This is a genomic window from Stenotrophomonas sp. YJH_SMC_32 (assembly GCF_059369975.1).
Genome location: NZ_JCAFTE010000012.1, coordinates 18,670 through 41,231, shown reverse-complemented (window position 1 = coordinate 41,231; position 22,562 = coordinate 18,670). Strand labels below are relative to the sequence as shown.

Below are 22,562 nucleotides of genomic sequence, written 5' to 3'. Positions count from 1 at the left end.
AGTCTGCTTATGTTCAGCCGATGGGCCCGATCCTTCGATGTCTAAAAAACGTTAATGGTGCCCATGTCGGCTTCCGCCTCCAGTCTGGTGCAGTTATCCAACGTCCGCATCGACCGGAGCGGGCGCACGATCCTGCGTGACGTGTCGCTGCAGGTGCCCAAGGGCAGCATCACGGCCGTGCTGGGCCCGTCGGGCAGTGGCAAGTCGACCCTGCTGGCGGCACTGACCGGCGAACTGCGTCCGGTCGCCGGCGAGGTCACCCTGTTCGGCAGGCCGGTTCCGCATGACAGCGGCGCGCTGCTGGAGATGCGCAAGAGCGTGGGTGTGCTGCTGCAGGGCAACGGCCTGCTGACCGATCTGACCGTCGCCGAAAACGTCGCGCTGCCACTGCGCACGCATACCCGCCTGCCGACCGCCGTGCTGCGCCGCCTGGTGGAAATGAAGCTGCATGCCGTGGGCCTGCTGGCCGCTGCCGATGCCTGGCCGCGCGAACTGTCCGGCGGCATGGCGCGCCGCGTCGCGCTGGCCCGCGCGCTGGCACTGGATCCGCCACTGATGATCTACGACGAGCCGCTGACCGGGTTGGACCCGATCGCCTCCGGCGTGATCATGAGCCTGATCCAGCGCCTCAACCACAGCCTGGGCCTGACCAGCATCATTGTCAGCCACCACGTGCACGAGACCCTGCCGATCTGCGACCAGGTGATCGCCATCGCCAATGGCGGCATCGTGTTCCAGGGCACGCCCGAGGCGCTGCAGTCCAGTCAGGACCCGCTGCTGCGGCAGTTCCTGCACGGCCAGCCCGATGGCCCCATTCCGTTCGATGCCGCGCCGCGCGCGAGGGTCGCCTGATGCCGTTCGTCCAAGCCACCCGCTCGCTGGGTCGCGCCGGCCTGTTCTCGCTGACCGTGCTGCGTGGTTCGCTGCCGACCCGTGATTTCCTGGCCGAGCTGACCCGCGAGATCTACAAGATCGGCGCACGCTCGCTGCCGATCATCGCCGTCGGTGGTGCCTTCGTCGGCCTGGTGCTGACCCTGCAGGGCTACCGCACGCTGACCACCTTCGGTGCGGCCGACGCGCTGTCGACCCTGCTCGGCCTGTCGCTGTACCGGGAACTGGCGCCGGTGCTGACCGCGCTGCTGTTCATCGGCCGCGCCGGCAGCTCGATCGCCGCCGAACTGGGCCTGATGCGCGCCACCGACCAGATCAAGGCACTGGAGCTGATGGCGATCGACCCGGTGGCCAAAGCCGTCGCGCCGCGCTTCTGGGCGGCGGTGCTGACCGTGCCACTGCTGACCGGCATCTTCTGCTCGCTGGCGATCAGCGCCAGCTACTTCGAAGCGGTGCATGTGCTGGGCCTGGACAATGGCGTGTTCTGGTCGGCACTGCGCAACAGCGTCGATTTCTGGGATGACTTCGGCGTGGCGATGCTGAAGTCGGCGATCTTCGGCGGCACCGCAGCGCTGGTCGCCGCCTATGTTGGTTTCCACGCCGAGCCGACCATCGAGGGCACCTCGGTGGCGACCACCCGTGCGGTGGTCAATGCCTCGCTGCTGGTGCTGATGTTCAACTTCGTGCTGTCGGCAATGTTGTTCACCTAACCCCTCCACCGGCGGTGCGCAGGCGCGCGCGGCCACCACGACTCGATCAGGTAATCCACATGGCCATCCGCGGTCCCAGACTCGAATTCTCTGTCGGCGCATTCCTGCTGCTGGCCCTGGCCTCGCTGATGGTGCTGGCCGTGGCCTCGACCAACCAGCGCTGGAGCTGGGGCAGCCAGGGCTACGAGCTGAAGGCGCGCTTCTCCCAGGTCGGCCAGCTGCGCAAGCAGGCGCCGGTGAAGATCGGCGGCGTCACCGTCGGCCAGGTCGCCTCCATCGACCTGGATCCGGTGAAGTTCGAATCCATCGTGACCCTGCGCATGGACAGCAAGGTCAAGGACCTGCCGGCGGACACCTCGGCGGGCATCTTCACCAGTGGTTTGCTCGGCGAGAGCTATATCGGTCTGCAGCCGGGCGGTGACCCGGACGTGCTGAAGGCCGGTGACGAGATCGTCTTCACCCAGCCGGCGGTGGACCTGATCCAGCTGGTCGGCAAGTACATGTTCAGTGGCGGCGCCGGTGGTGGCGCTGCCCAGAAGCCCAACGATGGCGCGCAGGCGCCTGCAACGGAACCGCAACCATGAAAATGAAACTGATTCCCGCCCTGCTCGCCTCGGCGCTGCTGATGGCCACCCCGTTCCTTGCCCAGGCCCAGGCGGCCGCCCCCGCCGCTGCCGCAGCGCAGGGCCAGGCCGGCAAGGTGGTGATCGATGCCAGCACGCGCATTCTCACCACGCTGCAGCAGCGCCGCAGCGAGTTCAGCAGCAACCCGGCCAGCCTGCGCAGCTACATCGACAGCGAACTGAACCGCACCTTCGACCGCGACTATGCGGCACGCCTGGTGCTGGGTACGCACGCCCGCGGCGCCTCGGATGCCGACATCAAGCTGTTCGCCGATGCGATGGCCGACAGCCTGATGCAGCGCTACGGTTCGACCCTGCTCAATATCCAGGGCAAGCCGAGCTTCCGCCTGAAGGGTGAAAGCCCGCTGCCGGGCAACCGTGGCGTGCGCGTCAGCACCGAACTGGTGCGCGCCGGCAACGAACCGACCCCGGTCGAGTACTGGATGCGCAACGTGAACGGCCAGTGGAAGATCTTCGACGTCAACATCGAAGGCATTTCCTACGTGCAGACCTTCCGCAACCAGTTCGATACGCCCTTGCGCCAGAAGGGCATCAAGCAGGTGGCCAGCGAGCTGCACAGCGGCAGCATGCAGGCCGGGCCGGCGGGCAATGGCAAGTAACGCACTGGCGCTGCTGGAAGGCGACACCCTGCGCCTGCGCGGGGTGCTCGACCGTGCCGCGGTGATTGCACTGTGGCCGCAACTGCAGGCCCTGCCAGCCAAGCTGGCGCGGCTGGAGCTGGGCGAGGTCGAGCGCGTGGACAGCGCCGGCCTGGCCCTGCTGGCCGAACTGGCCGCCCGGGCACGCAAGGCGGGCCATGCGCTGGCCATTTCCGGCGCGCCGGCCGGCTTCAACGAGCTGAGCGCAGCCTACCGGCTGTCGCCCGACCTGGACTTCAACGCTACTTCTGCTGCGAGCTGACATGAACGTCGTACGCACTTTCCCCCTGATCCTCCTGGCCACCGCCCTGACCGCCTGTGCCGGCAAGCCCGCGCGCAGCGACGCACCGGTCGCCAGCACCGTGGTCGCGCCCGGCCCTGCTGCCGAAGCGACGGCCGCAACGGCCGATACCGGGGTGGTCGGTACTGCTCCGGTCGCTCCCGTGGCCAACCCGGCAACGCCTGCCGCTGCGGTGCCGACAACTGCGCCGCAGGGCGCAGAGGCCAGCCCACCGAAGACCGCAGCATCCACCGCCGCCAGCGACGATGATTTCGACGCCCTGTATGGTGGCACCGGCAACACCGGCAGTGCCGCGGCCTACGATCCGTGGGAACCGTTCAACCGCAAGGTCCACAAGTTCAACAATGCGGTCGACCGCGGTGTGGCCCGCCCGCTGGCCACCGCCTATACCCACGTGGTGCCGCGTTTCGCGCGTACCGGCGTCAGCAACTTCTTCAGCAACCTGCGTGCGCCGGTGACCATCACCAACCAGCTGCTGCAGGGCCGCGGTGCCGATGCGTGGGACAGCCTCGGCCGCTTCCTGATGAACAGCACGCTGGGCATCGGTGGCCTGTTCGATCCGGCCAGCAAGGCGATGGTGCCGCGTCGCAATGAAGATTTCGGCCAGACCCTGGGAGCCTGGGGCTGGCGTCGTTCGCGCTACGTGGAACTGCCGTTCTTCGGCCCGCGTACCGTGCGCGATGTGTTCGGCCTGGCCGGTGACATCCCGTTGTCGCCGATCCGCCGCATCGAGGAAGACAAGGTCCGCATCGGCCTGCAGGGCCTGCAGCTGGTCGACACCCGCGCACAGCTGCTGGCGATCGATGATCTGCGCGACACCGCCGTGGACGAGTACTCGCTGGTGCGCGATGCGTGGATGCAGCGCCGCAACTACCAGATCGAGAACGACCTGCGCAGCAAGCGCGACCGCGGCCATGATGATGCCAATTCGCCGATCCCGGTCGATGCCATGCCGATGCCGAACTGGAGCAACTGATCGCTGCAGCCCGTGCATGAAAAAACCCCGCCTCGGCGGGGTTTTTCTTTTCCGGTAGGTGCCAACCTCGGTTGGCACGCTTTCCTCAGGCCGCCAGCGCGGCCTCGATGGCGTCACGCAGGCGCACGTCATCGGCCGCCACGTCCGGGGCAAAGCGTGCAACCACCTTGCCATCACGGCCGACCAGGAACTTCTCGAAGTTCCACAGCACCGCCGGTGCCGGGTGGATCGGGATCTCCTTGCTGGCCAGGCGCTCGCGCAGCGGGCCTTCGCCGATCGACTGCGGCTGCGCGGCGGTCAGCTGCTGGTACAGCGGGTGGGTGTCCTCGCCAGCCACGCTGATCTTGGAGAACATCGGGAAACTGACATCGTAGGTGAGCTGGCAGAACTGCTGGATCTCGGCCTCGCTGCCCGGCTCCTGGCCAAGGAAGTTGTTGGCGGGGAAGCCCAGCACTTCCAGGCCCTGCGCATGCTTTTCTGCATACAGCGCCTGCAGGCCCTCGTACTGCGGGGTCAGGCCGCACTTGGAGGCGACGTTGACCAGCAGCAGCACCTTGCCCTGGTAGTCGGCAAGCGAGGACGGCTGGCCGTCGATGGTGGTGAGGGGAATGTCCTGGATCGGGGTACTCACGGGGGCTCCGGCTACGTCGTGAAATGGCCGACCAGCATAGCGCCGCGCGCGCTGTTGTAGAGCCGAGCCCATGCTCGGCTGATGGCATGGCAGCCGAGCATGGGCTCGGCTCTACAGGACATCCTCAATCCACGCAGATCGTACCCTGCGCCTTGCCGTCCTCGATACGCTGGCGGCAACCGAAGTTCTGGCTGGCATCACGCTGGCAGGTACCGGACGCCGCATCACCGGCCACTGCCTCGCCTGCGGCCAGGCACTGGCCCGTGCAGTCGCTTTTGCGGCTGCAGGCCTTGCCGGCGTCGGCATAGGGAATCACGCATTGCTCGCGCTGCAGCCGGCCGAGCCGCTGCAGGGTGCCACCGGCGGCCTGGCAGTCGACGTCGCGTGCTTCACGGTAGGCCTCGACGGCTTCGGGGGTGCCGGAGGCGGCCTGCGTGGTCGTGCCCACGGTCGTTGGCGCGCTGCCGCAGGCGGCGAGCAGTGCGGTCAGGACAAGGCTGGTGAAGCGGGGCAGGCGCATGGCGGTACCTGGTCGAAGCGGACAGGCCGCCAGCATACCCATCGGCGATGCAGGCGGCGTGTCAGCGTGGCTCAGGCCTCGTCGCCCTCGCCGTTACTGCCTTCCTCCTCGGCCACCGCATCACCCTCGGCCAGGTCGCCGAGCAGCGACTGCGCCTGTTCGGACGCCAGCGACTCCACGCCACGCAGGCGGCGTTCGATGGTGCGGGTCTTGCGGCTGGCCTCGCCGATGCTGCGGCCAACGGTAGTGATCTGCTTCTCGGCTTTTTCCAGGATGCCGGCAAACTTCCCGAACTCGCTCTTGACCGCACCCAGCAGGCTCCACACTTCGCTGGATCGCTTTTCAATGGCCAGTGTGCGAAAGCCCATCTGCAGGCTGTTGAGCAACGCAGTGACCGTGGTCGGTCCGGCCACCACCACACGATGCTCGCGCTGCAGCAGGTCAACCAGGCCCGGGCGCCGGATCACCTCGGCATACAGGCCTTCGGTGGGCAGGAACATCACCGCGAAGTCCGTGGTGTGCGGTGGCACGATGTACTTGTCGCAGATCGACTTGGCCTGCACACGCACCGCGCGCTCCAGCTGGATGCCCTGCAGGCGCACGCCTTCGGCATCGCCCTGTTCCTGTGCGTCCAGCAGGCGCTCGTAGTCCTCGCGCGGGAACTTGGAGTCGATCGGCAGCCACACCGGCGTGTCGTCGCTGCTGCGGCCCGGTAGGCGCACGGCGATATCGACCATCTCGCCACTATCCGGGCGCACCCTCACCGCACGCGCGTACTGCTCCTGGGTGAGTGTCTGCTCGAGGATATTCTCCAGCTGCACTTCGCCCCAGCTGCCGCGGTTCTTGACGTTGGTCAGCACGCGCTTGAGGTCGCCCACGCCGGTGGCCAGCTGCTGCATCTCGCCGAGGCCACGCTGCACCTGTTCCAGGCGCTCGGAGACGAGCTTGAAGGAATTGCCCAGCCGCGTTTCCAGCGTGGACTGCAACTTCTCGTCCACGGTGTGGCGCATCTGCTCCAGCTTCTGCGCGTTGTCGTTCTGCAGCGCGCGCAGCTGTTCCTCCAGCGTGGCACGCATCTCGGCGATCCGCTGCTCGTTGCGCTGTGTCAGTTCCTGCAGGCGCAGGCCCAGACTGTCGGTCAGGCGCTGCTGCGACAGCGCGCCCTCCTCGCGGCCCTTGCGTGCATCGTCCACCAGGGTCTGGCGCAGCGCCCCGAGCTGGGTATCGGTGCGCGCAGTGAGCTCCTGCAGCTGCTGGCCAAACGCATGGATGCGTGCCTCCTGCTGCTGGCCGAAGGTCTCCAGCTGGCCGCGCAGTTCCTGCAGCCGCTGCCCCATCAATGCTGCGCCGCGCTGCTGGCTGTCGGCCACTTCAGCGCGCGCTTTGCGGGCATCTTCGCCCAGCGCTTCGCGCAGCAGGTCCAGGCGCTGATCGGTGCGGGTGGACAGATCGGTCAGCGCGCGGGCGAAGCCATCGAGCTGTTCGCGCAGTTCGCTGCGCCCGGCGCGCGCCTCCTCGCGCACGGCCTGTTCCAGGCGGTCATGCGGCGGGCGGCGCAGCAGGGCGACCAGCTGCAGGATGAGCACGGCCAATAGAAGGCCGGCAATGAGCAGGTATTCGGTTTGCATGGGGCAAGTGTAGGCTGGCCGAGTCTCAGCTGCTGCGTCAGGACCATGCTCGCTCTGTACGGAAAGCCCACCTCCATCAACGTGCGCAAGGTGCTGTGGCTGTGCGCCGGCCTCGACCTGCCACTCCAACACGAGCCAGAACCACCGGAGGACCTGCTGGCCACGTTGAATCCGAACCGGCAGGTGCCGGTCCTGCGCGATGGCGGCTTCGTGCTGTGGGAATCGAACAGCATCTGCCGCTACCTGGCCGTACGTGCTGGCCGTGATGACCTGCTGCCCGGCACGGCGCAGGGCCGCGCCCGGGTCGAGCAGTGGATGGACTGGCAGGCCAGCGACCTCAACAGCGCCTGGCGGCACGTGTTCATGGCGCGCGTGCGCCGGCATCCGGACTACCCGGACGATGCCCGCGCCGAGGCCAGCCTGGCGCAGTGGAACCACTTGATGGGCGTACTCGACACACAGTTGGCCGGTGGCCACTGCCACGTGACGGGCAACGCCTTCACTCTGGCCGACATCGTGCTCGGGCTGTCGGCCCAGCGCTGGCGCAGCACACCTGGCAACAAGCCCGTGCTGCCACACCTCTCGGCGTGGTTCGAACGGCTGCGCGAGCAGCCCGGTTTCGCCACCCACGTCGACAACGGCGTGGCCTGAGGCAGGGGTCAGATCCCTTTCCCTGGGGGGAAAGGGATCTGACCCCAAGGGCGCGCGGGAACCGCCGGTGTTACCAGCCTTCCAGCACGATCTTGCCCTTGGCGCGATGGCTCTCCAGCAGCGCGTGGGCACGGCGCAGGTTGGCTGCGTCGATGCGTCCGAAATGCTCGCCCAGGGTGGTCTGCAGCACGCCCGTGTCGATCAGCTCGGCCACACGGTTCAACAGGTCATGCTGGCGCTGCATGTCCGCAGTGCGGTACAGCGGCCGGGTGAACATCGACTCCCAGTGCAGTGACAACGCCTTGCGCTTGAGCGCCATCACGTCCACCTGGCCAGGATCATCGATCAGCCCCAGTTGGCCCTGCGGTGCCAGCAGTTCCACGATCTGCGCGTAGTACTGGTCGGAGTGGGTCAGGCTGGCGACATGCTGCACCTCGCTGATGCCGAGCCGCGCCAGTCCCTCGGCCAGCGGCAGGCTGTGGTCGATCACGTGGTGTGCCCCCATTGCGTACGCCCAGTCCTGGGTATCAGGGCGCGAGGCGGTGCCGATCACGGTCAGCTTGGTCAGCTTCCGTGCCAGCTGCACCAGGATCGAACCGACACCACCGGCAGCACCGATCACCAGCAGGGTCTGGCCTTCGCCACCACCCTCCGGGATGCGCAGGCGGTCGAACAGCAGCTCCCAGGCGGTGATTGCAGTCAGTGGCAGCGCCGCGGCGGCGGCATCGTCGAGACTGGCCGGCTTGCGGCCTACGCTGCGCTCATCCACCAGCTGGTACTGCGCATTGCTGCCCGGGCGGTCGATGACGCCGGCGTAGTAGACCGCGTCGCCGGGCTGGAACAGGGTCACCTCGCTGCCCACCGCATCAACAATGCCGACCGCATCCCAGCCCAGCACGCGCGGGCCATCGGTGGCCACGCCGCGGCGGACCTTGGTGTCGACCGGGTTCACCGCCACCGCGCGTACCGCCACCCGCAGATCACGCGGGCCGGGCTGCGGCAGTTCCAGTTCAATGTCGATCAGGGCCTGGGCATCATCGATCGGCAGGCCGGCTTGGGTGTAGGCAATGGCGCGCATGGCAGCGGTCCAGTGGGGAAGGAGGCGACAGGTTGCGCCGCGCGCGGTCCCTCGGAAAGGCGCAGAATCGGGCAGCACTTTCACTCTGGCGATGAAGATGATCCGCTTCGACGATCTGCAGCTGTTCGTCCGCACTGCCGCACTGGGCAGCTTCTCGCAGGCAGCCCGCGAAGCCGACCTGCTGCCGGGGCAGGTCGCTGCGGCGGTGGCGCGGCTGGAACGCGAGCTGGACCTGCGACTGTTCGTGCGCACCACGCGCAGCCTGCGCCTGACCGGCGAGGGGGCGCTGTACCTGCCGTATGCGCAGGAGGTACTGGCCACCCTGCGCGAGGGCCAGGCGCGCGTGCAGGGCGAAGACGCCGAACTGCACGGCACCCTGCAGCTGTCGGCGCCGTCGGACTTCGGTCGAAATCTGCTGCTGCCCTGGCTGAGCGCCTTTCGCGCCGCGCACCCGCGGCTGCGCCTGCACCTGCGCCTGTCCGACGAAGTGGCCGACGTGTTCCGCGACCCGGTCGACGTGGCCATCCGCATCGGCCACTTCGACGACGCCAACTACGTCGCCCTGCCCCTGCTGGAAGGCAATCGGCGCATACTCGCGGCGTCGCCCGACTATCTGCAGCGGCGCGGCATGCCCACGCGCCTGGAGGATCTGCGCGAGCATGATTGCCTGGTCTACCAGCTCAGTGGCCGCGCCTATGATCGCTGGTCGTTCGAGGTCGACGGGCGCCGCAGCGTGATTCCGGTGCGCGGCCCGTTGGTCTGCGATGACGCCGATGTGGTGCGGCGCTGGGCTGTAGCCGGCGAAGGCATCACCTACAAATCCTGGCTGGACCTGCGCGAGGATGTGCTCGCAGGGCGCCTGCAGCTGCTGCTCGATGGCATCGGCAGCCACATACCGTTGCAGCTGGTCTGCCCGCACCGCAAGCAGTTCTCGCCGGCGGTGCGGCAGCTGCACGCGCAGCTGCGCCAGCACCTGCAACCTCTGCTGTCTGGCATGCCCGAAGATCCTGCCGGCCCCCTGTCGCCAGTCCCGGCGCTGGCCGACAATGGCGGCCCCCCGTAAGAGAGAACACCGCCATGCCGTGGATGGGCATCCAGGACCTGTGGACGTTTCTGGTCGCCGTGCTGGTGTTTCTCGCCCTGCCCGGTCCCGGTACCTTCACCCTGCTGACCGCCACCGGCCGTGGCGGTGTGCGCGGCGGCTACACCGCACTGGCCGGCCTGCTGGTCGGCGACCAGATCCTGATGTGGCTGGCGCTGGCCGGCGTGGCCGCGTTGCTCAAGGCCAACCCGCTGGTGTTCCACGCCGTGCAGTACCTGGGTGCGGGCTACCTGGTGTGGGTCGGCATCGGCCTGCTGCGCACACCGAAGCACGAGGGCGGTGATGCCGGCCCGATCCGCATGCAGCCGGGCCGCTACTTCCAGCAGGCGATCCTGGTCAGCCTGCTCAACCCGAAGGCGATCCTGTTCTACATGGCCTTCCTGCCGTTGTTCATCGATCCCAAGGCACACCAGGGCATCGCCACCTTCGCGGCGCTGGCCGGCATCATCCTGGTGGTCAGCATCGCCTACTGCTCGATGCTGATCGGCGTGGGCAACCTGGCCCGTCGCCGGCTGATCCAGCACCCGCGGATCAGCGACGCGCTGCGCCGCGTGGCCGGCCTGTTCCTGGTGGGGTTTGGCATCCGGTTGGGGCTGAACGGATGAACGGGCGGCTGCCGCTGCTCGGCCTGGCTCTGCTGTTCGCCGGCACCGCCTCTGGCGCCACCGTACAGGACCATCGCTGCCTGACCGGCGGTCGCAACGGCAGCATCCACCTGGAATGGCGCTGGCTGGAGGACGGACAGTCCGACGTGCGCTACGCCGGCCAGCGCAAGCGCCTGCCCCTGCGCCGGATCTCGATGCAAAGCACGGTGCTGGCCGAAGATCGCCCGTACCAGTTCGACAGCGTCTGGGAAGAGCGCATCGATGGCCGCCTCAACGGCCGCTACCTGTTGAGTACCCAGGGCGCGCTGGTGCTGGACCTGCGCTATGAGCGTGCCCGTGACGGGCGCAGGAGCTCTTTTCACGACGACGTCGAGGCCTGGCAGGAAGACGGCTGCCACTGGCCCGCCATGCCCTGACGTCGCCCGGCGCGGGGGTCCGGCCTGCTTTATGCCGATTCCGGCAGCCTGATCGCGGTGCAGCGCGCGGCGCGTCGGGTATGACCCGCGTCAGTGGTAATGCTGCGCTGCGTTCGGTCACACTCGGGAACTTGTCGTTCTTAGTCACCCCTTCCGAGGCCTGCATGTCCCTGTTCCGGCGCAAGTCCCTAGATTCCGTCACCGTCCACGAAGCCGGCAGGCGTCTGATCCCGACGCTCAGCTGGCCGCACCTGATCGCGCTGGGCATCGGTGCCATCGTCGGTACCGGCATCTACACGCTGATCGGCGTGGGTGCCAACCTGGCCGGCCCGGCCGTGCTGATCTCCTTCGCCATCGCCGGTGCGGTCTGCGCCTGTGCGGCGCTGTCCTACGCTGAGCTGTCGACGATGATGCCGGCCGCCGGCAGTGCCTACACCTACAGCTACAGCGCGCTGGGCGAGGTGTTTGCCTGGGTGGTGGGCTGGAGCTTGATCCTGGAGTACTCGCTGGTGGTGAGTACGGTGGCGGTGGGCTGGTCCGGCTACTTCGTCGGCTTCCTCGAATGGGTCCACACCCAGTTCGGCTGGAACGTACACCTGCCGGCCTGGCTGGCAGCCGGCCCGCACGTGGAAGGCGGAATGATCAACCTGCCGGCGATCATCATCACCTGGCTGGTGGCCGGCATGCTGATGGCCGGCACCAAGGAAAGCGCCACGCTCAATGCGATCCTGGTGGTGTTCAAGCTGATCGCGCTGGCGATCTTCGTCGCCGTGGCCCTGCCCGCCTTCGACAGCGCCAATCTGCAGCCGTTCATGCCGTACGGCTTTGCCAAGTCGATGGGCCCCGATGGCGTCGAGCACGGCGTGATGGCGGCGGCAGCCATCATCTTCTTCGCCTTCTACGGCTTCGATGCGATCTCCACCGCCGCCGAGGAGACCAAGAACCCGGGCCGCGACCTGTCGATCGGCATCATCGGTTCGATGATCGGCTGCACCATCGTCTACGTGCTGGTGGCGCTGGCGGCCGTCGGTGCGATGAGCTACGCGGTGTTCGGCCACAGCGCCGAGCCGCTGGCGCTGATCATGCGCCAGCTGGGCCATCCGACCGCGGCAATGGTGATCGGCGTGATCGCGATCATCGCCCTGCCGACGGTGCTGCTGGCCTTCCTGTACGGCCAGAGCCGCATCTTCTTTGTGATGAGCCGCGATGGCCTGCTGCCGCGTGGCCTGTCCAAGGTCAACGCACGCACCGGCACGCCGGTGGCGACCACACTGTTCACTGCGGTGGTGGTGTCGGCGCTGGCTGGTGTGGCGCGCCTGGACGAGATCGCGGCGCTGGCCAATGCCGGTACCCTGGCCGCGTTCACTGCGGTGGGCATCTGTCTGGTGGTGCTGCGCCTGCGCGAGCCGAACCGCGAGCGCACCTTCCGCACGCCGGTGGCTTTCGTGGTCGGCCCGCTGGCCGCACTGGGCTGCATCTACCTGTTCATCAGCCTGCCGCACACCACTCAGCTGTACTTCCTGCTGTGGAACGTGGTCGGCCTGGTGTTGTACTTCCTGTACAGCCGCCGCCACGCACTGATCGCGAAGTAACCGGCTCGCCGGTAGTGCCGGGCGCTGGCCGGCACCTCGCATCCTGTTGATACGAGCAATGCCGGCCAGCGGCCGGCACTACCGCAGGGCGCTTCAACCGCCCTGCTTTGCAGCGTAATCCTGCGCCTGGCGCATCACCCGCAGCAGGTTGCCGCCCCAGATGCCGGCAATCTGCTTCTCGGTATAGCCCTTGCGCAGCAGCCACGCGGTGATCTTCGGCAGCTGGCTGACATCGGGCAGGTCACTCAGTCCGCCACCACCATCCCAGTCCAGGCCGATGCCCACATGTTCCGGGCCGACCACCGTGAGGATGTGCTCGAAGTGGGCGAAGAAGTCGTCCAGGCTGGCGTGGCGCACCGGGTGCTCGTGGTCCAGCGCCTGCTCGGCCTTCAGCAGCGCAACACCCTGCTCGATGCCCATGCGTTCCCAGCCGCCCAGCTGCTTGCTCAGCGCTTCCTCGGCCTGCTTGCGCTCGGGCGTCTTCGCCGTATCGATCAGGTAGCCGCCATAGGCGTTCACCTGGATCACGCCACCGGCCTTGGCCAGTCTGCGCAGGCGCGCATCGTCGAGATTGCGCGGATGGTCATAGACCGCCTTGGCCGAGCTGTGCGACAGCACGAACGGCACCGGCATCATTGCCAGCAGGTCGTCGAACACCGCGTCCGAGGCGTGTGACTGGTCGATCACGATGCCCAGCTTCACCGCCTCCCGTACCAGTTCCTTGCCGGCCGGGCTAAGCCCTTTCCATTCCGCGCCCTTGGGATCGGTGGCCGAATCGGCGAACTCGTTGTTGGCGAAGTGCACGGTGCTGAGCAGGCGCAGGCCGGCGCGGTGGTAGAACGACAGCAGGCTGGGGTCAGCCACCAGCGGGCTGGCATTTTCCATGCTGATGTAGACCACGCGCTTGCCGGCAGCCTTGATCCGCGCTGCGTCATCGGCGGTCAGTGCCAGCGCGAAGCGCTCGGGATTGGCCGCCAGCATCTCACGGATTTCCATCAGTCGCTGCAGGCCGTGGTCACGCTCGGCCAGATGGGCGGTAGCGGTGCGGTCGCCCTGGTCGGTGTAGATCGCCCAGAAACCGCCGTCCAGCGCGCCTTCGACCATGCGCGGGTAGTCGACCTGCGAAAGGGCGTTGCGGTCGTGGCGTTGCTCGATGTCGAAACCGCTGCGACCAAAGTTGGCCGGCGTATCCAGGTGGCTGTCGAGCGTGACCAGGCGTTGCTGCAGGGATTTGGCGCGGGCCAGTTCCTGCGCACTGAACTCGATGGCATGGGCCGACAGCGGCGCGCTCAGCGCCAGGGCAAGCACAACGGACAGACGACGCAACGATGGCATGGGCTCTCACCGGCATTGGGAAGAGCCCGACCATAGCGCTGCGGCCCTCGGATTTGTAGAGCCGGGCCGCGCCCGGCGGATCTTGAGGCTGTCAGGCAGATCAGCCGAGCATGGGCTCGGCTCTACAGCATCCCGCGGTCAGTCCACCACGCGGCAGAACACGGCCTTGAGGTAACGCGATTCCTGCACGTGGGCCATGAACGGATGGTCCGGACCAGCGCCGGCCACCTTCAGGATCTGGATCGTGCGGCCGGAGAAATAGGCCGCGCGGCGCAGCATGTCGAGGAACTGGTCCTCGGCCACCAGGCCGGTGCAGGAGAAGGTGGCGAACAGGCCGCCCGGCTTGACCACGCCCAGCGCCAGCTTGTTCATGTCCAGGTACTTCTTCAGTGCGGTGATGACCTGGTCGCGGTCGCGGGTCATCTTCGCCGGGTCCAGGATCACCACGTCGTACTGCTCACCGCGGTTGGCGGCGTCGCGCAGCCACGGGAAGATGTCGGACTGGATGAACTTCGGACGCACGTTGTTCAGGCGCGAATTGCCCTTGGCGATCTGGATCACGTCCTCGTCGATGTCGATGCCGATCACTTCCGAAGCACCACGCGCCGCCGCGTACACGGCAAAACCGCCGGTGTTGCAGCACAGGTCGAGCACGCTCTTGCCTTCCACCTGCTGGCTCAGCCACTCACGGTTCTCGCGCTGGTCGGCGAAGAAACCGGTCTTGTGCGCACCGGCCGGGTCGGCGCGGAACTTGATGCCGTACTCGGTGATCACCGACGCTTCGGTGGTGGTGTTGCCGTGGAAGTCGAAGCTTTCCTGCTTCTGCACGTGCTCGTCGGCGAAGCTGTGGAAGCGGCAGCCCGGGAACTGCTCGCGCAGCGCATCGTAGATCCATTCGCGGTGGCGGAACATGCCGGCGGCGAAGAACTCGACCACCACCAGGTCGCCGTAGCGGTCGACCACCAGGCCGGACAGGCCGTCACCTTCGCTGTGCACGACACGCCAGGCGTCGGACACCGCGTCGAGCTTGAGCACCTCACGGCGCAGCGACACTGCCTGGGCGATCTTGCGCGAGAACCAGCCGGCATCCACCGGTACGTTCTGGTCGGTTTCAAGGATGCGCACGGCAATGCGCGAGTGCCCGTTGTAGAACCCGCGGCCAATGAACTCGCCATCGATGCCGACCACGTCGACGATGGAACCGGGCTTGGGCCGGACGGTCGGCTTCTCGACCAGTTTCTGGAAGATCCACGGGTGGCTGGAGCGCCACGCATTCTTGAGGCGGACAATCGGAAGGGGGGTATTCATCCACCCATTGTAAACCGGGCGCCGGGGTCGGATCCCCGCAGGGGCTCCGACCCCAGTGCAGGGGCATTTGACGGCGGCCCGGCCAGACGGCAGAATCGGCGCCAGAAGGGGAGTAGCTCCCAGACGTTGTCGCCGTCATTTCGAGCCCGCAGGCTCCGGTGCAACGGCAGTTCCAGCCGACTGGAACTGCGAGCGAGACCTTCGCCGTACTGGCGAAGCTCTGTCCCTGGATCCCCTCCCGATCCTCCGTTGCAGATCCTCGCCGTCCGGCCTGGCATTCATCTTTCCAACGGACATTCCCAATGCAGACGATCGGTAACGTGTGGTTGTGGGGCGGCTTCGCAGCGGTGGTGGTCATCGCCCTGCTGGTCGACCTCGTGTTGATGCGCCATGGTGGACCGCACAAGGTCACCTTCAAGGAGGCCCTGTGGTGGTCCATCGGCTGGGTCGCGCTGGCCCTGCTGTTCAACGCCGGCCTCTGGTACTACCTGAATGAGACCGCCGGCCAGGTCGTGGCCAACAAGGTCGGCCTCGAGTTCCTGACCGGTTATCTGGTCGAAAAGGCGCTGGCGGTCGACAACATCTTTGTCTTCCTGATGATCATGAGCTACTTCGCGGTGCCGGAAGAGCAGCGCCAGAAGGTGCTGATCATCGGCATCCTGGGTGCGATCGTGCTGCGTACGATCATGATCTTCGCCGGTAGCGTGCTGATCAGCCAGTTCCATTGGCTGCTCTACGTGTTCGGCGCCTTCCTGCTGTTCACCGGTTGGAAGATGTGGTTCGCCGCCGGCCAGGAGCCGGACCTGGAGACCAACCCGGCCCTGCGCTGGATGCGCAAGCACCTGCGCCTGCTGCCGGACTACGCCGGCAACGCGCTGAGCGTGAAGCGTGATGGCGTGCGCTGGTTCACCCCGCTGTTCGCCGTGCTGATCCTGATCGCGGTCACCGACGTGATCTTCGCCGTGGACAGCATCCCGGCGATCTTCGCGATCACCACTGACCCGTTCATCGTGCTCACCTCCAACGTGTTCGCGGTGCTGGGCCTGCGTGCGATGTTCTTCCTGCTGGCCGGCATGGCCGACCGCTTCCACCTGCTGCCGTACGGCCTGGCGCTGGTGTTGGCCTTCATCGGCATCAAGATGATGATCATCGACCTGTTCAAGATCCCGACCCCGGTGTCGCTGGGCGTGGTCGCGGTGATCATCGCCGCCACCGTGGTGCTGAGCCTGAAGTACCCGCCGAAGGAAGGCGAAGGCCAGGCCTGAGCCTGATCCATTGAACGGCGCGGCCGGTGGGATTGTCCCGCCGGCCGCCTCCACTCTCCCGTTACGGTGGCCTTGGTTTCGCGCCAGTCACCGCCATTGCTGAGGTATGGACAACAACGCGCCCCTGCCCGCCGGCGACGTGCCGCCCCCCCGCAATGATCGCTCGCGCATCCTGCGGGCGTTCAATGTCAGCCTGGCCGCCGTGCTGGTGCTGGTGGCCGTGTTCGCCCTGCAGGGCACGTTCGACTGGCGACCGTGGGCGGTCGCACCGCTGGAAGCCAAGGGCCTGCTCGGCCTGATCGGCGGCCCGATGCTGCATGCCTCGGTCGAGCATATCGCCGCCAACAGCATCGCCATCCTGATCCTCGGCACGCTGGCCGGCAGCGTGTATCCGAAGGCCACCGTACGCGCGCTGCCCCTGCTGTGGCTGGGTTCGGGCCTCGGCGCGTGGATGCTGGGCAATCCGGGCAGCGTGCACCTGGGCGCCAGTGGCGTGACCCACGGCCTGATGTTCCTGCTGGCCAGCCTCGGCCTGCTGCGCCGCGACCGTGCGGCGATCGCCACCGGTCTGATCGGCATGCTGTTCTACGGCGGCATGCTGATGACCATCCTGCCGCACGCCGATGGTGTGTCCTGGCAGTCGCACATGGGCGGCGCCTTCGCCGGCATCATCGCCGCGCTGCTGTTCCGCAACGCCGACCCACTGCCACCGCGCCAGCGCTACAGCTGGGAAGACGAAGAAGACGAGGCCGAGCCGCTGTCCGACGACGAACTGGAGCCGCCGTCACCGCAGCGCGTGCCGGTACTGTGGCAGCCGCGCGAGGGCCAGGACTACGTGGTGATCCCGTTCCGCCGCCCGGACGAACCGCGCGGTTGAGGTGAGGGTGGTGCCGGCCGCTGGCCGGCAACGTCATGAATCGGTAGTGGCCGACCTTGGTCGGCGCGGTTGTTGTGTGCCAACCAAGGTTGGCACCTACCAGAGCACACCGGCCCCCGGGTAGCGCCGGGCCATGCCCGGCGCGTGGATCGCTCAGTTCCCCGCCGCGCCCATCCCATCCACCGCTTGCCGGCCGAGCGCCGGGTCATCGGTGAAGAACGCATCGATGCCCGTCGCCAGGTAAGCCCGCATCTCGGCGATCGATCCCTCGGCATTGCGCGCGCTGTCGGCACCCTTGCGCAGGTTGCTGGGCTGGAAGTGGTTTTCCGGGCGGAAGGTGTACGGAATCACCATCAGGCCAGCGGCATGCGCATCACGTACCAGCGAGGTCGGCGTGCCCAGCGCGCCCTTGGCATCCAGTGGAATGATCGAACGCAGCTCGGGGCCGATGCCATCGGCGTAGCCGGCAATGTCCTTCAGGCCGGCCGGGGCCATCATCTGCGCATAGGTCAGCGCGCCGCCGGCCTTGGCGATGTCAGCCGGCTGGGTATCGCCCTTCCACAGCAGCTGCAGCAGCCGGATGTTGCTGCCCCGGCCGATCCTGCCGCGCAGGTAGCGCAGGTTGGCGGTCTCGAACGACTGGATGGTGACCGGCCCGACATTGGTGTACGCGTTGCCACGCAGTGCGGCCAGCAGCATGTCTTCCATCGGCAGGCCGATGGACTGGAAGTAGGTCGGGTGCTTGATCTCCGGCACCAGGCCGATGCCGCGGTTGGCACGCCCGGCCTGCTGCACCAGGAAGGCCAGGATCTCGTCCAGGCTGGCGATGCGGAACTGCCCGTCGTAGGCGGTGCTGCGCAGTTCCGGCAGGCGCTCGCGCGCATAGAGGGTCTTCAGCTCGGCCAGTGTGAAGTCTTCGGTGAACCAGCCGTCGACCTTCTGACCATCGATCACCTTGCTGGTGCGGCGGCTGGCGAACTCTGGATGCGAAGCGACGTCGGTGGTGCCGCCGATCTCGTTCTCGTGGCGGGCCACCATCACCCCGTCCTTGGTCATCACCAGGTCCGGTTCGATGTAGTCGGCGCCATCGGCGATGGCCTGTGCATACGAGGCCAGGGTGTGCTCGGGCAGCAGTGCGCTTGCCCCGCGATGGCCGTAGACCGACACCTTGGGTGCGGCCGGGGTGGAGGATTCAGCACTCATGGCTACCGATGGTGCCACGGCCAGCGACAACAGCAACGCACAACCCCACGACTTCACTGCGACTTCCCCAAGTGGTATGTGATGGCTGTCAGTATGCGGCGGCAATGTGACAGGTGGGGGAAGCCTGCACCTGTAGAGCCGAGCACGGGCTCGGCTCTGCAGTTACTTGCCGATGCAGAAGCTCGAGAAGATCCTTCCCAGCAGATCATCCGCACTCATCTGCCCGGTGATCTCGCCCAGTGCGTCATGGGCCAGCCGCAATTCCTCGGCGGCCAGTTCCAGGTGCTCATGCGCCAGTTCGCAATCGGCGCGCTGCGCGTGTTCCTGCGCTCGCTCGATCGCGTCCACATGGCGCGTGCGCGCGGAGAACTCGCCATCCACCTGCTCCCCTGCCCCGGCCGAGGCAATCGAACGCAGGCGCGCATGCAGGTCGTCCAGCCCGGCGCCGGTGGCTGCCGAAACGAACACGCGGTCCGGGTCGTCCAGCGCCGGCAGCACACCGAGCAGGTCCGACTTGTTGTGGATGTAGATCTTGTGCGGCACCGCTGCCACGGCATCACCCAGCGCCGCCTGCCCGGCCGCCGGATCGCGCGCATCCAGCACGATCAGCGCCAGGTCGGTGCGCTCGATTTCCACGTGCGCGCGGCGCATGCCTTCGCGTTCGATGGCATCGCCACCGTCGCGCAGGCCGGCGGTGTCGACCAGGGTCAGCTCCAGGCCATCCAGGCGGATGGTCTCGCGCAGCGTGTCGCGGGTGGTGCCGGCGATGTCGGTAACGATGGCGCGCTCGCTGCCGGCCAGCGCATTGAGCAGTGAACTCTTGCCGGCGTTCGGCGGACCGATCAGCACCGCGTGCAGGCCATCGCGCAGGCGACGGCCGCGTTCGGCGTCGCGGCGCAGCAGGGCCAGATCACTGCGCGCCTGCTCCAGCCCACGCCGCACCTGCGCACCGCCGAGGGTATCCAGCGGTTCGTCGGCGAAGTCGATGGCTGCTTCCACGTGGATGCGCAACAGCACCAACTGCTCGACCACGGCGTCGATGCGCCGCGAGAACACACCATCCAGCGAACGTCGCGCGGCGCGTGCGGCGCGGTTGTCGCCGGCCGCGATCAGGTCGGCGATGGCCTCGGCCTGGGCCAGGTCGAGCTTGCCGTTGAGGAACGCGCGTTCGCTGAACTCACCCGGCCGCGCCTGGCGCGCACCGAGCGCAATGCAGCGCGCGACCAGTTGCTGCAGCAGTACCGGGCTGCCGTGCCCCTGCAGTTCCACCACCTCTTCGCCTGTGAAGCTGTTCGGCGCCGGGAACCACAGAACGATGCCATCGTCGATGACGTCGCCATCGGCGTCGCGCAGGCGCGCATAGTGTGCATGGCGCGGGCGCAGTGCAGGCGCACCCAGCGCGCGGGCGATCGCCGCAGCGCGCGAACCGGACAGGCGCAGAAGGCCGACACCGCCAGCGCCCGGAGCGCTGGCGATGGCCACGATGGTGTCGGTACGGATCGCGTCGTTCATGGTTCAGAGTTTCTCCAGCTGCGCGCGTGCCTGCGCGGCACCACTGCCCTGCGGCTGCAGCGCCAGGTAGGTCGTGTAGGCCTGCTTCGCCTTCGCCTTGTCGCCTGCGTTGAAGTAGGCATCGCCCAGGTTGAGATAGGCCACCGCGCGCGAGGGATCGATCTTCAGTGTGTTCTCCAGCCAGCGCGCCGCTTCGACATAGCGCTGCTGGCGGTAGTAGACGAAGCCGAGGTTGTTGGCGGCCTGGGCAAAGTCCGGACGCAGCTTCAGCGCTTCGGTGAACTGCGCGGCTGCCTCGTCGTACTGCTTCTCGCGGTACAGCTGCAGGCCACGGTCGTTGGCCTGCTGCGCGCGCTGGCGGTCGGACGCCGGTCCGGCGGAGGGCACTACCAGCTTGGCCTTGCCGCCCTGCAGGTCAGCCACCGTCACCGGTGCCTGGCTGCCCTTGGCCTCGCTGGCGGCCTCCACCTTGTTGTTCAGCGCGATCGCATCGGCGGTCAGCTGGCGCGTATCGGCATTGAGGAATTCCTGGCTGTCTGGCACCTGGAACACGAACTCGCCGCCCTGCGAACCGGGCAGGCTGCCGAAGGCCGGGGTCTGGTGCGAAACGGCTGAGACGGCCGGCGCCACGTAGGCGGCCAGCTCGGTACCGGTGATCAGGCCATCGCCGTTGAGATCGCCCTTGCCAGCCAGCGCCTGCAGCAGCACCCAGGTGAACACCGAGTGGCCGTTGGGGCCGGCATCGGCCACCTGCTGGTCGGCGCCGCCGGCGGTCAGCATCTGCCGCGCGCTGCGACGTGCGTTCTCGCGCAGGAACGACGACGACGACGGGCCGCCACGGGTCAGGCCCAGGCCGCTGTAGCAGGCATCCATCACGAACATCACATGCTTGGCCTGCATGCTTTCGGCGATGTTCTGGATGTCGGTCATCGCAATCGCGTCGGTGGCGAATTCCTTCGGATCCGAATCGACCGGGATGATGTAGCCGAGGTCGCGCCCGGAGGCGAGCTGGCGGGTCGCGCCGTGGCCAGCGAAGAATACGAACACGCGGTCGTTCTTCCCGGTGCGATCGTCAGCCAGGCGGTCGTGGAAGGCCGCGAGGATGTTGTTGCGCGTGGCCTGCTCGTTCTTCAGCACGATCACCTGCGAGGACGGGAAGCCGAACTGCCCGGTCAGGGTATCGGCCACCGCCTGCGCATCATGGCTGGCGTATTCCAGCTTCGGCCACTTGGCGTAGTTGTCGATGCCGACCACGATCGCCCACGACTTCTCGTAGCCGGTGGTGACGGTGGCGGCAGCGGCATCACCCTTGCGCGCACGGGCCACGGTGAAGTCGCGGCCGTTCCAGCCGGCAAACTGGTAACCCTCGGCGATCAGCCGGTCGAGGATCTGCGGCAGCGCCTTCACTGCGCGATCGTGGATGTCATGGAACAGGATGATGCCGCGCTGCTCCTTGTTCACCTGGTCGAGTACGCGCTGCACGATCGATTCCGGCACCGGGTCAGCCCAGTCCATCGAGTCGATGTTCCACATGATCGACTTCAGCCCGGCTTCGTTGAGCAGCTGCAGGCCTTCGGCATTGCGCGCGCCGTACGGGAAGCGGAACAGCGGCGCGCGCTTGCTGTCGACATCCTTCAGCAGCGTGTCGGTGTCCAGCACCTGCTGGCGCAGGGCGTCGCCGGTGGTGCGCGACAGCTGGGCGTGGGTCAGGCTGTGGTTGCCGACCGCATAGCCCTGTTCCATCAGGTTGCGGCTGATCTTCGCCATCGGGCCGAGGCTGACCTTGCCATCGGCCTCGACCTTGCCCAGGTTGCGGCCCACTTCGAAGAACACGCCCGGCACGTCGTAACGCTTGAGGATGGCCACCACTTCATCGGTGTAGGCCTTGTGCGGACCGTCGTCGAAGGTCAGCACCACGGTCTTGGCCGGCAGGTCTCGGCCGAAGATCTCGCGGTCACTGTCCTTCATCGACATCGGATACGGCTCGATCACCCCGTAGTCGCGCAGGATCGCTTCACGGCTGTAGTCCTTGTGCAGGTGGGCGATGTAGTCGTCCCACTTCTCGCGCTTCAGTTCGATGGCGCGGGTGCGCTCGAAGCGGCTGAAGATGCGGGTCAGTTCCTGGTTGTAGTTGCGCTCGATCTCATCGAGCGCTTCCAGATCCTCACCGATGCGCTGGTGCAGCTTCACCGCCGGCAGCGAGGAATCGGTGCCGACCCGCTCATGCAGGTCACGCAGCACTTCACGGAAGGCCAGGCGATCGGCGTCGAACAGTTCCGGCGCAGACTCGATGTAGTCCAGCACCGTGCCGAGAGTGGCAAAGCGCTGCGGGCTGGAACCGCGCAGCAGGGTGTCGAACTGCGCGGCGATGGTCGTGCGCTGTTCCAGGCCATCGTGGAACAGCTGCTGTCCCACACGCGTGGAGGTGCCGCGGTCGGCGGTCGACTGCTGCTCCTCGTCGGCCAGCAGCACGATGATCCGGCGGTAGCCATCGAGCTGCTTCTGCAGCGCCGCCAGCAACGGCGCAGCGGCAGGATCGGCGGCGGCCGCAGCCTGCGCGCTCGCCTGGGTGACGGTGGTCGCCGGCGCCTTCGCGTCCTTGTCGCCGCAGCCGGCAACAACCAGGGTCAACAACAGCGAGGGCAGGAACAGGCGGAACGACGACGCACGCGGCATGGC

The 22,562-nt window shown here is 67.3% G+C and carries 22 protein-coding genes; 13 read left to right on the top strand and 9 right to left on the bottom strand.

Going from position 1 to position 22,562, the window contains the following annotated elements:
- The first annotated feature begins 63 nt into the window (after nucleotides 1-63).
- Genes AC5P7S_RS14065 through AC5P7S_RS14040 form a run of 6 tightly spaced genes read left to right on the top strand, consistent with a single transcriptional unit; the run spans nucleotide 64 to nucleotide 4,160 of the window.
- Nucleotides 64-852: an ABC transporter ATP-binding protein gene (locus tag AC5P7S_RS14065; RefSeq protein WP_065179062.1), complete on the top strand. Its 789-nt coding sequence runs from the start codon at nucleotides 64-66 to the stop codon at nucleotides 850-852.
- Nucleotides 852-1,601: an MlaE family lipid ABC transporter permease subunit gene (locus tag AC5P7S_RS14060; RefSeq protein WP_005414955.1), complete on the top strand. Its 750-nt coding sequence runs from the start codon at nucleotides 852-854 to the stop codon at nucleotides 1,599-1,601. Before AC5P7S_RS14065 ends, AC5P7S_RS14060 begins: the two co-directional genes overlap by 1 nt.
- Nucleotides 1,602-1,660: 59 nt before the next feature.
- Nucleotides 1,661-2,185 (top strand): outer membrane lipid asymmetry maintenance protein MlaD, encoded by a 525-nt coding sequence (mlaD, locus tag AC5P7S_RS14055; RefSeq protein WP_005411706.1) that lies wholly within the window; start codon nucleotides 1,661-1,663, stop codon nucleotides 2,183-2,185.
- The gene (locus AC5P7S_RS14050; protein ID WP_095378893.1) at nucleotides 2,182-2,844 is read left to right on the top strand and encodes an MlaC/ttg2D family ABC transporter substrate-binding protein; all 663 of its coding nucleotides are present in this window, start codon (nucleotides 2,182-2,184) and stop codon (nucleotides 2,842-2,844) included. Before mlaD ends, AC5P7S_RS14050 begins: the two co-directional genes overlap by 4 nt.
- Nucleotides 2,834-3,145, top strand: coding sequence for an STAS domain-containing protein (locus tag AC5P7S_RS14045; RefSeq protein WP_014648936.1), 312 nt, complete (start codon nucleotides 2,834-2,836; stop codon nucleotides 3,143-3,145). The genes AC5P7S_RS14050 and AC5P7S_RS14045 overlap by 11 nt, the downstream gene beginning before the upstream one ends.
- Nucleotide 3,146: 1 nt before the next feature.
- Nucleotides 3,147-4,160 carry an MlaA family lipoprotein gene (locus tag AC5P7S_RS14040; protein ID WP_065179035.1) on the top strand — a complete coding sequence of 338 codons (1,014 nt, stop codon included), beginning with the start codon at nucleotides 3,147-3,149 and terminating at the stop codon, nucleotides 4,158-4,160.
- Nucleotides 4,161-4,245: 85 nt separating this feature from the next.
- Here AC5P7S_RS14040 and AC5P7S_RS14035 read toward each other — a convergent pair whose 3' ends face one another.
- The 3 genes from AC5P7S_RS14035 to AC5P7S_RS14025 all read right to left on the bottom strand — a co-directional run bounded on the left by AC5P7S_RS14035 (nucleotide 4,246) and on the right by AC5P7S_RS14025 (nucleotide 6,939).
- The gene (locus AC5P7S_RS14035; protein ID WP_095378891.1) at nucleotides 4,246-4,791 is read right to left on the bottom strand and encodes a glutathione peroxidase; all 546 of its coding nucleotides are present in this window, start codon (nucleotides 4,789-4,791) and stop codon (nucleotides 4,246-4,248) included.
- Between the two features lie 124 nt (nucleotides 4,792-4,915).
- Nucleotides 4,916-5,311 (bottom strand): hypothetical protein, encoded by a 396-nt coding sequence (locus tag AC5P7S_RS14030; RefSeq protein WP_095378888.1) that lies wholly within the window; start codon nucleotides 5,309-5,311, stop codon nucleotides 4,916-4,918.
- Between the two features lie 71 nt (nucleotides 5,312-5,382).
- The gene (locus tag AC5P7S_RS14025) at nucleotides 5,383-6,939 is read right to left on the bottom strand and encodes a DNA recombination protein RmuC (protein ID WP_095378885.1); all 1,557 of its coding nucleotides are present in this window, start codon (nucleotides 6,937-6,939) and stop codon (nucleotides 5,383-5,385) included.
- A gap of 45 nt (nucleotides 6,940-6,984) precedes the next feature.
- Between AC5P7S_RS14025 and AC5P7S_RS14020 the strand changes: the two genes are divergently transcribed.
- A complete protein-coding gene (locus AC5P7S_RS14020; RefSeq protein WP_095378882.1) occupies nucleotides 6,985-7,590 on the top strand; it encodes a glutathione S-transferase family protein in 606 nt (201 codons plus the stop codon).
- A 70-nt stretch (nucleotides 7,591-7,660) separates the two neighbouring features.
- Here the strand turns inward: AC5P7S_RS14020 and AC5P7S_RS14015 are convergent, their stop codons facing one another.
- Entirely contained in the window at nucleotides 7,661-8,668 is a 1,008-nt protein-coding gene (locus AC5P7S_RS14015; protein WP_095378879.1) for a zinc-binding alcohol dehydrogenase family protein, read from the bottom strand.
- A 91-nt stretch (nucleotides 8,669-8,759) separates the two neighbouring features.
- Here AC5P7S_RS14015 and AC5P7S_RS14010 point away from each other — a divergent pair, with 91 nt between their 5' ends.
- From AC5P7S_RS14010 to AC5P7S_RS13995, 4 genes are all read left to right on the top strand, one after another.
- Nucleotides 8,760-9,731 (top strand): LysR family transcriptional regulator, encoded by a 972-nt coding sequence (locus tag AC5P7S_RS14010; RefSeq protein ID WP_095378876.1) that lies wholly within the window; start codon nucleotides 8,760-8,762, stop codon nucleotides 9,729-9,731.
- A gap of 14 nt (nucleotides 9,732-9,745) precedes the next feature.
- Nucleotides 9,746-10,375 carry a leucine efflux protein LeuE gene (gene leuE / locus AC5P7S_RS14005; protein WP_095378873.1) on the top strand — a complete coding sequence of 210 codons (630 nt, stop codon included), beginning with the start codon at nucleotides 9,746-9,748 and terminating at the stop codon, nucleotides 10,373-10,375.
- Entirely contained in the window at nucleotides 10,372-10,791 is a 420-nt protein-coding gene (locus AC5P7S_RS14000) for a hypothetical protein (RefSeq protein WP_053496733.1), read from the top strand. Before leuE ends, AC5P7S_RS14000 begins: the two co-directional genes overlap by 4 nt.
- A 164-nt stretch (nucleotides 10,792-10,955) precedes the next feature.
- Nucleotides 10,956-12,383 carry an amino acid permease gene (locus AC5P7S_RS13995; protein ID WP_005421234.1) on the top strand — a complete coding sequence of 476 codons (1,428 nt, stop codon included), beginning with the start codon at nucleotides 10,956-10,958 and terminating at the stop codon, nucleotides 12,381-12,383.
- A 93-nt stretch (nucleotides 12,384-12,476) separates the two neighbouring features.
- On the opposite strand, the gene AC5P7S_RS13990 is transcribed toward AC5P7S_RS13995, so the two are convergent.
- Together AC5P7S_RS13990 and AC5P7S_RS13985 are read right to left on the bottom strand one after the other, a co-directional pair.
- On the bottom strand, nucleotides 12,477-13,718 hold the full coding sequence (locus AC5P7S_RS13990; RefSeq protein WP_095378871.1) for a dipeptidase: 1,242 nt from the start codon (nucleotides 13,716-13,718) through the stop codon (nucleotides 12,477-12,479).
- Nucleotides 13,719-13,856: 138 nt separating this feature from the next.
- Nucleotides 13,857-15,026: a class I SAM-dependent rRNA methyltransferase gene (locus AC5P7S_RS13985; RefSeq protein ID WP_049417152.1), complete on the bottom strand. Its 1,170-nt coding sequence runs from the start codon at nucleotides 15,024-15,026 to the stop codon at nucleotides 13,857-13,859.
- 302 nt (nucleotides 15,027-15,328) lie between these two features.
- On the opposite strand from AC5P7S_RS13985, the gene AC5P7S_RS13980 reads away from it, so the two are divergent.
- On the top strand, nucleotides 15,329-16,291 hold the full coding sequence (locus AC5P7S_RS13980; RefSeq protein ID WP_005421228.1) for a TerC family protein: 963 nt from the start codon (nucleotides 15,329-15,331) through the stop codon (nucleotides 16,289-16,291).
- A gap of 106 nt (nucleotides 16,292-16,397) precedes the next feature.
- The gene (locus AC5P7S_RS13975; protein WP_005421226.1) at nucleotides 16,398-17,168 is read left to right on the top strand and encodes a rhomboid family intramembrane serine protease; all 771 of its coding nucleotides are present in this window, start codon (nucleotides 16,398-16,400) and stop codon (nucleotides 17,166-17,168) included.
- Nucleotides 17,169-17,321: 153 nt separating this feature from the next.
- On the opposite strand, the gene AC5P7S_RS13970 is transcribed toward AC5P7S_RS13975, so the two are convergent.
- From AC5P7S_RS13970 to AC5P7S_RS13960, 3 genes are all read right to left on the bottom strand, one after another.
- Nucleotides 17,322-18,428: a glycerophosphodiester phosphodiesterase gene (locus AC5P7S_RS13970; protein WP_095378869.1), complete on the bottom strand. Its 1,107-nt coding sequence runs from the start codon at nucleotides 18,426-18,428 to the stop codon at nucleotides 17,322-17,324.
- 105 nt (nucleotides 18,429-18,533) lie between these two features.
- A complete protein-coding gene (gene mnmE / locus AC5P7S_RS13965; protein ID WP_095378867.1) occupies nucleotides 18,534-19,883 on the bottom strand; it encodes a tRNA uridine-5-carboxymethylaminomethyl(34) synthesis GTPase MnmE in 1,350 nt (449 codons plus the stop codon).
- A 3-nt stretch (nucleotides 19,884-19,886) separates the two neighbouring features.
- Nucleotides 19,887-22,559 carry a polysaccharide deacetylase family protein gene (locus AC5P7S_RS13960; protein ID WP_095378865.1) on the bottom strand — a complete coding sequence of 891 codons (2,673 nt, stop codon included), beginning with the start codon at nucleotides 22,557-22,559 and terminating at the stop codon, nucleotides 19,887-19,889.
- Nucleotides 22,560-22,562 lie beyond the last annotated feature (3 nt).

Excerpts from the sequence above, each read along its gene's own strand:
- AC5P7S_RS14065 (WP_065179062.1), top strand. The coding sequence starts at position 64 with ATGTCGGCTTCCGCCTCCAGTCTGGTGCAGTTATCCAACGTCCGCATC.
- AC5P7S_RS14060 (WP_005414955.1), top strand. The coding sequence starts at position 852 with ATGCCGTTCGTCCAAGCCACCCGCTCGCTGGGTCGCGCCGGCCTGTTC.
- mlaD (WP_005411706.1), top strand. The coding sequence starts at position 1,661 with ATGGCCATCCGCGGTCCCAGACTCGAATTCTCTGTCGGCGCATTCCTG.
- AC5P7S_RS14050 (WP_095378893.1), top strand. The coding sequence starts at position 2,182 with ATGAAAATGAAACTGATTCCCGCCCTGCTCGCCTCGGCGCTGCTGATG.
- AC5P7S_RS14045 (WP_014648936.1), top strand. The coding sequence starts at position 2,834 with ATGGCAAGTAACGCACTGGCGCTGCTGGAAGGCGACACCCTGCGCCTG.
- AC5P7S_RS14040 (WP_065179035.1), top strand. The coding sequence starts at position 3,147 with ATGAACGTCGTACGCACTTTCCCCCTGATCCTCCTGGCCACCGCCCTG.
- AC5P7S_RS14030 (WP_095378888.1), bottom strand. The coding sequence starts at position 5,311 with ATGCGCCTGCCCCGCTTCACCAGCCTTGTCCTGACCGCACTGCTCGCC.
- AC5P7S_RS14025 (WP_095378885.1), bottom strand. The coding sequence starts at position 6,939 with ATGCAAACCGAATACCTGCTCATTGCCGGCCTTCTATTGGCCGTGCTC.
- AC5P7S_RS14020 (WP_095378882.1), top strand. The coding sequence starts at position 6,985 with ATGCTCGCTCTGTACGGAAAGCCCACCTCCATCAACGTGCGCAAGGTG.
- AC5P7S_RS14015 (WP_095378879.1), bottom strand. The coding sequence starts at position 8,668 with ATGCGCGCCATTGCCTACACCCAAGCCGGCCTGCCGATCGATGATGCC.
- AC5P7S_RS14010 (WP_095378876.1), top strand. The coding sequence starts at position 8,760 with ATGAAGATGATCCGCTTCGACGATCTGCAGCTGTTCGTCCGCACTGCC.
- leuE (WP_095378873.1), top strand. The coding sequence starts at position 9,746 with ATGCCGTGGATGGGCATCCAGGACCTGTGGACGTTTCTGGTCGCCGTG.
- AC5P7S_RS14000 (WP_053496733.1), top strand. The coding sequence starts at position 10,372 with ATGAACGGGCGGCTGCCGCTGCTCGGCCTGGCTCTGCTGTTCGCCGGC.
- AC5P7S_RS13995 (WP_005421234.1), top strand. The coding sequence starts at position 10,956 with ATGTCCCTGTTCCGGCGCAAGTCCCTAGATTCCGTCACCGTCCACGAA.
- AC5P7S_RS13990 (WP_095378871.1), bottom strand. The coding sequence starts at position 13,718 with ATGCCATCGTTGCGTCGTCTGTCCGTTGTGCTTGCCCTGGCGCTGAGC.
- AC5P7S_RS13985 (WP_049417152.1), bottom strand. The coding sequence starts at position 15,026 with ATGAATACCCCCCTTCCGATTGTCCGCCTCAAGAATGCGTGGCGCTCC.
- AC5P7S_RS13980 (WP_005421228.1), top strand. The coding sequence starts at position 15,329 with ATGCAGACGATCGGTAACGTGTGGTTGTGGGGCGGCTTCGCAGCGGTG.
- AC5P7S_RS13975 (WP_005421226.1), top strand. The coding sequence starts at position 16,398 with ATGGACAACAACGCGCCCCTGCCCGCCGGCGACGTGCCGCCCCCCCGC.
- mnmE (WP_095378867.1), bottom strand. The coding sequence starts at position 19,883 with ATGAACGACGCGATCCGTACCGACACCATCGTGGCCATCGCCAGCGCT.
- AC5P7S_RS13960 (WP_095378865.1), bottom strand. The coding sequence starts at position 22,559 with ATGCCGCGTGCGTCGTCGTTCCGCCTGTTCCTGCCCTCGCTGTTGTTG.